9 protein-coding genes are annotated in these 8,860 nt (G+C 68.9%); 4 read left to right on the top strand and 5 right to left on the bottom strand.

All coding sequences use genetic code 11. The features are described 5' to 3' along the window. The first annotated feature begins 90 nt into the window (after positions 1–90). The gene (locus FW784_RS10220; protein WP_149353241.1) at positions 91–1,713 is read left to right on the top strand and encodes a diguanylate cyclase domain-containing protein; all 1,623 of its coding nucleotides are present in this window, start codon (positions 91–93) and stop codon (positions 1,711–1,713) included. A 44-nt stretch (positions 1,714–1,757) separates the two neighbouring features. Continuing rightward, entirely contained in the window at positions 1,758–2,738 is a 981-nt protein-coding gene (locus FW784_RS10215) for an NAD(P)H-quinone oxidoreductase (RefSeq protein ID WP_205123600.1), read from the top strand. Here FW784_RS10215 and FW784_RS10210 read toward each other — a convergent pair whose 3' ends face one another. The 3 genes from FW784_RS10210 to FW784_RS10200 are packed head-to-tail and all read right to left on the bottom strand — an operon-like array spanning position 2,739 to position 6,466. Continuing rightward, positions 2,739–4,349, bottom strand: coding sequence for an MFS transporter (locus FW784_RS10210; RefSeq protein ID WP_149353240.1), 1,611 nt, complete (start codon positions 4,347–4,349; stop codon positions 2,739–2,741). Positions 4,350–4,395: 46 nt separating this feature from the next. After that, the gene (locus tag FW784_RS10205; protein ID WP_149353239.1) at positions 4,396–5,190 is read right to left on the bottom strand and encodes an MOSC domain-containing protein; all 795 of its coding nucleotides are present in this window, start codon (positions 5,188–5,190) and stop codon (positions 4,396–4,398) included. Positions 5,191–5,212: 22 nt separating this feature from the next. Beyond that, complete coding sequence (locus tag FW784_RS10200) at positions 5,213–6,466, bottom strand: PilT/PilU family type 4a pilus ATPase (protein ID WP_187770767.1); 1,254 nt, start codon at positions 6,464–6,466, stop codon at positions 5,213–5,215. Between the two features lie 151 nt (positions 6,467–6,617). Between FW784_RS10200 and FW784_RS10195 the strand changes: the two genes are divergently transcribed. After that, positions 6,618–7,064, top strand: coding sequence for a DUF1622 domain-containing protein (locus FW784_RS10195; RefSeq protein WP_235893647.1), 447 nt, complete (start codon positions 6,618–6,620; stop codon positions 7,062–7,064). Here FW784_RS10195 and FW784_RS10190 read toward each other — a convergent pair. Then, on the bottom strand, positions 7,037–7,285 hold the full coding sequence (locus FW784_RS10190) for a DUF3297 family protein (protein WP_149353237.1): 249 nt from the start codon (positions 7,283–7,285) through the stop codon (positions 7,037–7,039). The two genes, FW784_RS10195 and FW784_RS10190, sit on opposite strands and share 28 nt — an antisense overlap. A 342-nt stretch (positions 7,286–7,627) precedes the next feature. On the opposite strand from FW784_RS10190, the gene FW784_RS10185 reads away from it, so the two are divergent. Continuing rightward, positions 7,628–7,834: a cold-shock protein gene (locus FW784_RS10185; protein WP_115647238.1), complete on the top strand. Its 207-nt coding sequence runs from the start codon at positions 7,628–7,630 to the stop codon at positions 7,832–7,834. Between the two features lie 435 nt (positions 7,835–8,269). Here FW784_RS10185 and FW784_RS10180 read toward each other — a convergent pair whose 3' ends face one another. Further along, positions 8,270–8,626 carry a DUF3247 family protein gene (locus FW784_RS10180; RefSeq protein WP_149353236.1) on the bottom strand — a complete coding sequence of 119 codons (357 nt, stop codon included), beginning with the start codon at positions 8,624–8,626 and terminating at the stop codon, positions 8,270–8,272. Between the last annotated feature and the right edge of the window lie 234 nt (positions 8,627–8,860).

Genomic DNA, 8,860 nt, shown 5'->3' with positions numbered 1-8,860 from the left:
GCACACGCCTTCGCCGCCGGGCCTGCCCGGTGTCGATGCTCCAGCCCGACGCATGCGCACGCACGCGGCGCTCGCACGCAGGTCGCGCGCGTGACCCTGCGGCGCGGCGGGCGCGGATCGATCCGCCGCCAGCTGGTGGTCGGCGTGGTGCTGCTGCAGGCAGTGCTGATGACAACGTTCACCGCGCAGACCGCCCTTCGGCAGCGCGCGTCGCTTCGTGCGGGGCTCGACGCGCACGTCATGCTGGTAGCCACCCGGGCCATGACTCCAGTTACGCAGGCGCTGGCGCGTCACGACGATATTGCGCTCGAACGGGCCGCCACCGCGCTGTGGGACGCGGGCGACATTGCCGGCATCGAGATACGCGACAGCGCCGGCCGCCTGCGCTGGCGCCGTGGCGACCTCGCCGATTCACCCACGCTGCTGGTCGCCAACAAGGGACAACTGCGCATCGCGCCCGACCATGCGTCTGTCGATGCCGCAGTGCGTGACATGGTCCGCACGGGTCTGCCGTTCGCATTTGCGGCGCTTGCACTCGGCGCCATGCTCGCGATGGGGCTCGCGCACGCGGTGACGCGTCGACTGCATGGCCTGCTCGACGTCGCCGACGCCGTGCGCGAGGGTCGACACGACGTTCGCGCGCCACCGAGCCGCGTCCACGAGGTCGCGCGCCTCGTCGATTCGTTCAACGCCATGCTCGATGCGCTGGACGAACGCGAACACGCGCTTGCCCGCCTCAATGGCGAGCTCGAGGCGCGCGTCGAAGAGCGCACCGGCGAGCTTGCCGAGAGCATCGCTAACCATCGCGCGATCCTGGAGCAGGCCAACGATGCCTTCGTGATGCTGGACGAGGAGGGGCGCATCGTCGAATGGAACCGCGCCGCGCGAACGGCGTTCGGCTGGACGCGCAGCCAGGCCTACGGCCGACTGTTCTCCGAGGTGATCCTGCCCGAGGACGAGCGCGGCGCATTCGACGCCGACCTTGCCGGCTTCATCGCTACCGGTGCGAGCGAGCGCGTCGGCCGTCGCGTCGAGCTGCTGGCACGCACGCGCGACCAGCGCGAGATCCCGATCGAGATGAGCATGCGTTCGCGCTGGCGCGGGAATCGCCGCTATTTCGACGCGTTCCTGCGCGACATCAGCGAACGCCGCCAACTCGAAAGCTCGCTCGCGATGCAGGCGCTGCACGATCCGTTGACCGGCCTGCCCAATCGTCGGCTGCTGCTCGAATCGCTGCCGCGCGCGACCCAGCGCGCGGACCGCACCGGCAAGGCGATGGGTGTCTATTTCATCGACCTCGACGGCTTCAAGCACGTCAACGACACCTGCGGGCACGATGCCGGCGACGACGTACTGCGCGAGTTCGCCTGCCGCATCCGTGACACCGTGCGTGCGGTCGACATGGTCGCGCGGCTGGCGGGCGACGAGTTCGTGGTGGTGTGCGAAGCGTTCGCGGACGCGCAGGCGAATGCGGAATTGATCGCGGCCAAGCTGTTGCGCGTGGCCGATGCGCCTTACGCCGTCGGTGCGCAGCAGCGCCGGTTGTCGTCGAGCGTCGGCGTCGCGATCTATACGCCGGGCGCGGGGTTGTCGCCGTCCATGCTGCTCGCGCGTGCGGACCAGGCGATGTACGCATCCAAGCACGGCGGCAAGAGCCGCGCCACGCTGTGGACCCCCGCGCTCGCCTCGGCACGCGCGCTCGCCGAATCCTGACGCATGTACCGCTACGCTGCGGCACGAATCCGCCGGAGCCGACGATGAGCCTGCCACCCACCATGACCGCCATCGCCGTTCGCGATGGCGCCGGTCCCGCCGACGCGCTGCATGCGGTCACCGCCGATCGCCCGGAGCCCGGCCCGGGCCAGATCCTTATTCGCGTCCACGCCGCGGGCGTGAACCGCCCGGACATCCTGCAGCGCGAAGGGCGATATCCCCCGCCGCCGGGTGCGCCGTCCACGCTCGGTCTCGAGGTCGCGGGCGAGGTGGTGCGGGGTGCAGGACGCTGGCAGCCGGGCGACCGCGTCTGCGCACTGCTCGGTGGCGGCGGTTACGCGGAATACGCGGTGGTCGACGCGCGCCACGCATTGCCGGTGCCGGCGGGCCTCGACGACGTGCATGCGGCCGCGATTCCCGAAACCGCGTTTACCGTGTACGCCAACGTGTTCGAACACGGCGGCCTGCGTCCCGGTGAGACGCTGCTGGTGCACGGCGCGACCTCCGGCATCGGCGTGATGGCGATACAGATGGCGAAGGCGCACGGCGCGAAGGTGATCGCGACGGCGCGGGGTGCGGACAAGGCCCGCATCGCGCGCGAGCTCGGTGCCGATGTCGCCGTCGACACGCGGGTCGACGACTTCGGCGCGATCGCGAAAGCCGAAGGTGGCGTCGACGTCGCGCTGGACATGGTCGGCGCGCCGTATCTCGCGGCCACGCTGGATGCGCTGAACACGGGCGGGCGCATCGTCTACATCGCCTCGCAGGGCGGCGACATGCTCGAGATCCCGGTGTGGGCGCTGATGCGCAAGCGCGCCGTCATCACCGGCTCGACGCTGCGCCCCCGCGATGCCGACGAGAAGGCGCGGCTCGCCGCTGAAGTCGAGCGCGTGGTGTGGCCGTGGCTCGCATCCGGCGCGATCCGCGTGATGGTCGATCGCGTGTTCCCGCTCGCCGACGCGGCGCAGGCGCATGCCTGGCTCGAATCCGGCCGGCATGCGGGCAAGGTCGTGCTGCGCGCCTGATCAGTGCGCCATCGACGCCTGGATGTCTTCGAGCCGGGCGCCGCGGGTCTCGATGCCGTGGCGCAGGATCATCAGCATCGATATCGCCATCGGCACGGCGATCAGAACGGCCGACAGCGTGAAATGCTGGAAGAAACCGTACACGCCGAGCCCGGCGCCAATGATGCCGCCGAGCTTGGAACTGGCCGCGACCACGCCTGATCCGGTGCCGCGCAGGTGCACCGGGTAGATCTCGGCCGCGTACGGGATCAGCATCGCGATCACGCCGCTCACGCTCACCAGCAGCGCCACCACGGCGGCGATCACCGCGGCCTGCGCGTGCACCTGCAGCGCGGCCATCGCGGCGAGCGCGAGGAGCGACAGCACGGTGAGCCCGATGAACAGCACCAGCGCGCGGTAGCTGCTCCAGCGGTGGTAGAGCCACACGACCACTGCGATGCCGGGAAGCGCATAGATCGCCGACTTCGCGAGCAGCGCGCTGGTCGCCGTGGGGTCCACGCCGAGCGCGGTGAGGTTCACAGGCAGCCACAGCAGCACGCCGAAATTCACCAGGCCCCAGCCAATGCCGCAGACCATCAAGCCCGCGCTGATCCGTGCATGCCGCCCGCGCAACAGCACGCGTACGCCGGTCGTCGCGTGCTGCTCGTCGATCACGGGCGGTCCGGGATGGGCGTCGTCATCGCGCTCGATCGCGTCGTCACGGCCACCCGAGAACCGGCGAAGCACGGTGCGCGCGACATCGTCCAGCCCCATGCTCGAGAGGAACCGCGGCGACTCCGGAATGAACCGGTTGAGGAAGATGATCGCCGCGCCGGTCGGCAGGCCCAGCAGCCAGAGGACGCGCCAGCTGAACAGCGGTTCCAGCACCGCAGCGGCGCCCGCAGCGAGCAGGTAGCCGGCGGACGTGCCGACGCCGCCGAGCGCGACGAGCAGCCAGCCGCGTTGCGCCGCGGGAATCGTTTCGGCCATCAGCGTGAACGTGATCGGCAACAACCCGCCCGCCGACGCGCCCATCAGGAAGCACATGGCGAGGTTCCAGCCGAATGCCGGCATCGCCCCGCAGATCGCGGTGCCGATGAACATCAGCGCCGACAGCAGGATCGCGGCGCGCCGCCCGTAGACATCGGCCAGGCGTCCCCACACGACCGAACCGACGGTCGTTCCGGTGAGCGCACACAGCGCCAGCAGGCTCGCCGTCGGCTTGGCGATCTGGTATTCGGCACTCATGCCGGGCACCACGAAGCCGAGCGTCGCCGGCTTCATGACGTCGATCGCGAGCGTCACCGTGAGCACCACGACGAGCTTCCAGTGTTCGACGTTGAGCGGCACCCCGTCGGCGATGTGGAAAGGCAGGGGCCGTCCACCGGCCACCGACACGCCGCCCAGCCCTGCCATGCGCGGCTTCAGTCCGTGGAACGCGAATACCAAGCCGAGCGGGATCGCGAGCATCCCCAGCACCATGCCGGCCGTCATCGGCATGCCGACCATCTGCCACTGCGTGTAGCGGCCCATCAGGAACATCGGCACGTGCGCCGCGACGCCGCCGGTGATGAACAGGCAGCCGAGCCAGAAGGCCCACGGATGGTGGAACGAAATGCCGCTGGACTTCATCGGATCCCCCGTTTGAGCGGCGGAGTCTACGTGAGGCGCTGCCCGTTCAGCCGAGCGCTACGACCGGGTCGCCCATGCGCAGCGTGCCGGTACCGCGCGGGATGAGGTTCATGCCGAAGGTGACGCCGGCGGGCGTGCGACGGTAGCCGGTGAGCGTGCGCAAGGGCTCGCCGTCCGGATCGCGCGTCATCGTGGCTGGCTCGACGGTGGTGAACACGCAGCGCGTGCAGGCCTTCACGGCGTCGAACTCGATGTCGCCGATGCGCACGCGTGACCAGGTGTCCTCGGCATGCGGCGCGCTGTCCGCGATCACGACGTTGGGACGGAAGCGCGTCATCGACACCGGCGTCGGCAGCCGCGCGTTCAAACCGTCGAGTGCCGCCTGGGAGATCACCATCAGCGGATAGGCGTCGGCGAACGCGACCTCGTCGCCGGGTGCGGCGAACGCCGGGTCGACGGCGCGACGGGCGGCGTCGTCCATGTGCACGAGGCGCGCTGTGGTGCCGAGATAGCGCGTAAGCCAGTGCGCGGCAGCGTCGCCCGCGTCGGGCACATCGACGCTGTCGCGCCAGATGGTGACGCGGCGTCGCGGTGCATGTGCCGGGACGGGCACGTGGAGCGTCGGCAGGTCGCCTGCATCGAGTCGCAGGCCGCCCGCGGCCGGCACGGCGCGGATGCCGACCAGCCTCGCGTGCTGGCGCGCGGTCATGAAGCGGTGGTCGCCGTCGACCACGAGCCAGCGGCGGTCGCCAGCCGGGCCGCGCGGGGTGATCTCGAGCGACGCGGTGTCGAGCTGCGCGCAGGACTTGAGCGGATACAGGTGGAGCGAGGCGACGTGCATGCCCGCATTGTGCCGCAGCGACTCAGCCTTGCGCCTTGACCGCCTGCATGCGCTCGAGTTCGATCTGCTCGCGCTTTTCCTGTTGCTTGCGCAGCTCTTCCTTGCGCAGCGTCTCGACTTCTTCCGGCGACGGCGCAGCGTCCAGCGACAGCGAGATCGCCGCCGCCTGCGCGGGCTCGCCACGTTCGCTCTTCAGCTTGATCGCCAGCCTCAGTTCATTGGCCGAGTCCGCGTTGCGGATCGCTTCGTCGTAGCCGATCGTGCCTTCGTTGTAGAGCTCGAACAGCGCCCAGTCGAACGTGCGCATGCCCAGCTCGCGCGACTTCGACATGATCCCTTTCAGTTCGTTGAACTCGCCCTTGAAGATCTTCTCGGCGATCGACGGCGTGTTGATCAGGATCTCGATCGCCGCGGCGCGGCCCTTGCCGTCCTGTGTGCGCACCAGTCGCTGCGAGACGATCGCGCGCAGGTTCGCCGACAAGTCCATCAGCAATTGCGCTTTGCGCTCTTCCGGGAAGAAATTGATGATGCGTTCCATCGTCTGCGATGCGCTGTTGGCATGCAGCGTCGACAGGCACAGGTGGCCGGTCTCGGCGAACGCGATCGCGTGCTCCATCGTTTCGGCATCGCGGATCTCGCCGATCAGGATCACGTCCGGCGCCTGGCGTAGCGTGTTCTTCAGCGCGTGGTGCCAGCTGTGGGTGTCGACGCCCACTTCGCGATGCGTGATCAGCGACTTCTGCGAGATGTGCGCGTATTCGACCGGATCCTCGACCGTGATGATGTGCCCGGCCGACGTGCGATTGCGGTGGTCCATCATCGCCGCCAGCGACGTCGACTTACCCGAGCCCGTGCCGCCGACCACGAGGATCAGGCCGCGCTTGGCCATCACCAGGTCCTTCAGCACCTCGGGCAGCTTGAGCTTTTCGAAGTTCGGGATTTCCGCGGCGATCGTGCGCAGCACCATGCCCACGTGGCCCTGCTGCATGAACACGTTGACGCGAAAGCGCGACAGGCCGGCAATGGCGATCGCGAAGTTGCATTCAAGGTCGGTCGCGAACTCGGCGCGCTGCTTGTCGTTCATCAGCGCATGCGCGAGCTTCGCGGTGATCGCACCGGTGAGCTTCTGTGGACTCAGGGGCGTCATCTGGCCGTGCGCCTTCATGCTCGGCGGGAAGTCGTGCGCGATGAACAGGTCCGAGCCGCCGGCTTTCGCCATGGCCGCAAGGAGCTTGTGCATGTAGTCGCGGGCCTGGTCTTCGGTCAGCTGTGTCATGGGCAACGTATCGCGGTCGGCACAGGGAGTAACGGCCGGGACACGTCAGGGTGAACCCGCGGTTGCGAGGCGTGCGTGTCGGCCTCGACATCGCGCATCCGCGCCGGGCGCGACACTGCCGCATGCGCGCTGGGAGCCGGCAGTGGAACCGATGACGTTCAAACAGGCGGGCGAGTGGATAAGCATGGCCGTCGACTCGGCCGGCGTGCTGGTGATCGTGGTGGGGCTGGCGTGGGCGACATGGGGCTTCGCGACCGGTCGCAGCGCAGGATCCGGAGGCGGCGTGCGCGCGGGCAGCCCCGCGGAAACCCGTTACCGCCGCCTGCGGCAGGACGTGGGCCGCGGCATCCTGCTGGGCCTGGAATTCATGGTCGCCGGCGACATCATCCGCACGGTCGCGGTCGAACCGACCGTCAACGGCCTGATCGTGCTCGGGGGCATCGTGCTGATCCGCACGTTCCTGAGCCTGTCGCTCGAGGTCGAACTGGAAGGGCGGTGGCCGTGGCAACCGCGCGAAGCGGCAGTGCACGCCGAGGCCGTGGCGCCCGGTCGGCCGGCCGCCGTCGCGGCTCAGCCGGCGTCCGGCACCAACAGGTAGGGCTCGACGCTACCGCGCAACTTCAGGGTCATCGGCTGCCCGCGGCGGTCGCGCGCACGGCCGGCGGCGACGCGCACCCAGCCTTCGCTCACGCAGTATTCCTCGACGTCCTGCCGCTCGCGGCCGTTGAATCGGATGCCGATTCCGCGCTCCAGCAGGCCTGCGTCGTGGAATGGGCTTTGCGGATCGGTGGCGAGGCGGTCGGGGAGGGTGTCTGTCATGGCGGAGGCGGCGCACGGTAAGCGGGCCGGCATTATGGCGCGCCGGCCCACGCGGGGAGAGGGTTTCAGCCGACACGGCGTGTCGATCCGGAGGCGGACCGCGCCTTCGCGACACGGCGCTACGCCGCTCGAAACCACCGGCGGCCTGAAGAGGCGACAGGCGGACATTGCTTTTGGTGGACGCAGGCTCTACGGTAGCTGCGCTGCTCCGGGGGTCACCGTGACCTGTGACCCGATGCTGTAGATCGCTGATCCGCTACATCGTTGCTAGATCACTCCTTGTGAACAGCACCATCGCCGCTTCGTGCGGCACCTTCAAAGATATGTTCCAGGAGTTACACAATGTCCCGTGAAACCGGCACCGTGAAGTGGTTCAACGACGCCAAGGGTTTTGGCTTCATCAGCCGCGAGAATGGCGAAGATGTGTTCGTGCATTTCCGCGCTATCCAGACCCAGGGCTTCAAGAGCCTGAAGGAAGGCCAGAAGGTCTCCTTCACCGTGACGCAGGGCCAGAAGGGCCTGCAGGCCGAGGCCGTGCAGCCGGAGTAATCCTCCCGCTGTGACCGCCAGGTCGCACACATCGAAAGCCCGGCTTCGGCCGGGCTTTCTTTTTTTGTGCGGTCGACGCCCCGATCGACGCCGCGCAGCGCCGCGTCGAGCTTTAGCCGTTTCGCGCGCCGCGGTGCCTTGCGGCCCGGCGACAGGCACTGGCGGCTGCTGCTCCGGAGCGCATGCCGCACCAATTCGATGTCGTCCCGGATTCGTCGACGAGAACCCGCCGCTGCGTGCCCGACTCCGCAGCGTCCGCGGAACCGGCCGACACGCCGCGCCTGTTTGGCCGGCGCGGAAATCTTCCCGATCGCGAACTCGTCCCTTTCCGACGCGTGCGACAACGCCGGTCTTGCACGCGGTCGGCTCGCGTCCGGTCACCTTGAGGCGACGAGGATCGGCATCCTGCGACCAGCCAGGCGTCGACCCGCCGGTTCAGTGCGCCCGCGATGAAGGCGAGCTTCCGTTCGCCCCCGAGCCGGCGTGCACGCCGAGTTCGCCGCGGTCGAGTGGCCGCACGGCGATAATCTGGTCGAGAAACAGGTCGACCCATCGGGCCTGCTCCGGCTGCTCCATCGCGGGCTGCTCGATCCGCACGATCCCGTTGGTGCCCTCGTGCCCGTCGGGGTCGAAGAACTGCATGGCCACGGGGCGCCCGGACACGACTCCAACGAACTCGCGGCCGTCGTCGAGCGTGAGCTGGACATGGCGATCGTTGGGTAGCTCGGAGATCAGCGCCTGCAGGCGGTCGATGTCGGCCTGGTCCGTGTAGACGCGGGGAGCGATTCGCATGGTGTTCTCCTGGTGCGCCGATGGTGGCGTGGAACCGCGGAGCCCCCGGTGAAAGCCCGGGCTTCACACGGCCGCTAACGGCCGCTGTCAGCATGTCGCTACGTGAAGGAGGTCCCATGCTTCGATACTTGCTCGTCCTGATGATTGGCGCGCTGATCGGCGCGAACGTGGCCTGGTACGCGGCGCGAACGCAGGCGCCCTGCGCGACGCCGGCGACCGTCGCCGCGCCGCCCG

The sequence above is a fragment of the Cognatilysobacter lacus genome (assembly GCF_008274655.1).
Classification (GTDB): domain Bacteria; phylum Pseudomonadota; class Gammaproteobacteria; order Xanthomonadales; family Xanthomonadaceae; genus Cognatilysobacter; species Cognatilysobacter lacus.
Note: the sequence above shows the minus strand (reverse complement) of the source record. Positions and strands in the feature narration are given on the sequence as shown.

Excerpts from the sequence above, each read along its gene's own strand:
- FW784_RS10190 (WP_149353237.1), bottom strand. The coding sequence starts at position 7,285 with ATGACAGACACCCTCCCCGACCGCCTCGCCACCGATCCGCAAAGCCCA.
- FW784_RS10215 (WP_205123600.1), top strand. The coding sequence starts at position 1,758 with ATGAGCCTGCCACCCACCATGACCGCCATCGCCGTTCGCGATGGCGCC.
- FW784_RS10205 (WP_149353239.1), bottom strand. The coding sequence starts at position 5,190 with ATGCACGTCGCCTCGCTCCACCTGTATCCGCTCAAGTCCTGCGCGCAG.
- FW784_RS10200 (WP_187770767.1), bottom strand. The coding sequence starts at position 6,466 with ATGACACAGCTGACCGAAGACCAGGCCCGCGACTACATGCACAAGCTC.
- FW784_RS10185 (WP_115647238.1), top strand. The coding sequence starts at position 7,628 with ATGTCCCGTGAAACCGGCACCGTGAAGTGGTTCAACGACGCCAAGGGT.
- FW784_RS10180 (WP_149353236.1), bottom strand. The coding sequence starts at position 8,626 with ATGCGAATCGCTCCCCGCGTCTACACGGACCAGGCCGACATCGACCGC.
- FW784_RS10210 (WP_149353240.1), bottom strand. The coding sequence starts at position 4,349 with ATGAAGTCCAGCGGCATTTCGTTCCACCATCCGTGGGCCTTCTGGCTC.
- FW784_RS10195 (WP_235893647.1), top strand. The coding sequence starts at position 6,618 with ATGACGTTCAAACAGGCGGGCGAGTGGATAAGCATGGCCGTCGACTCG.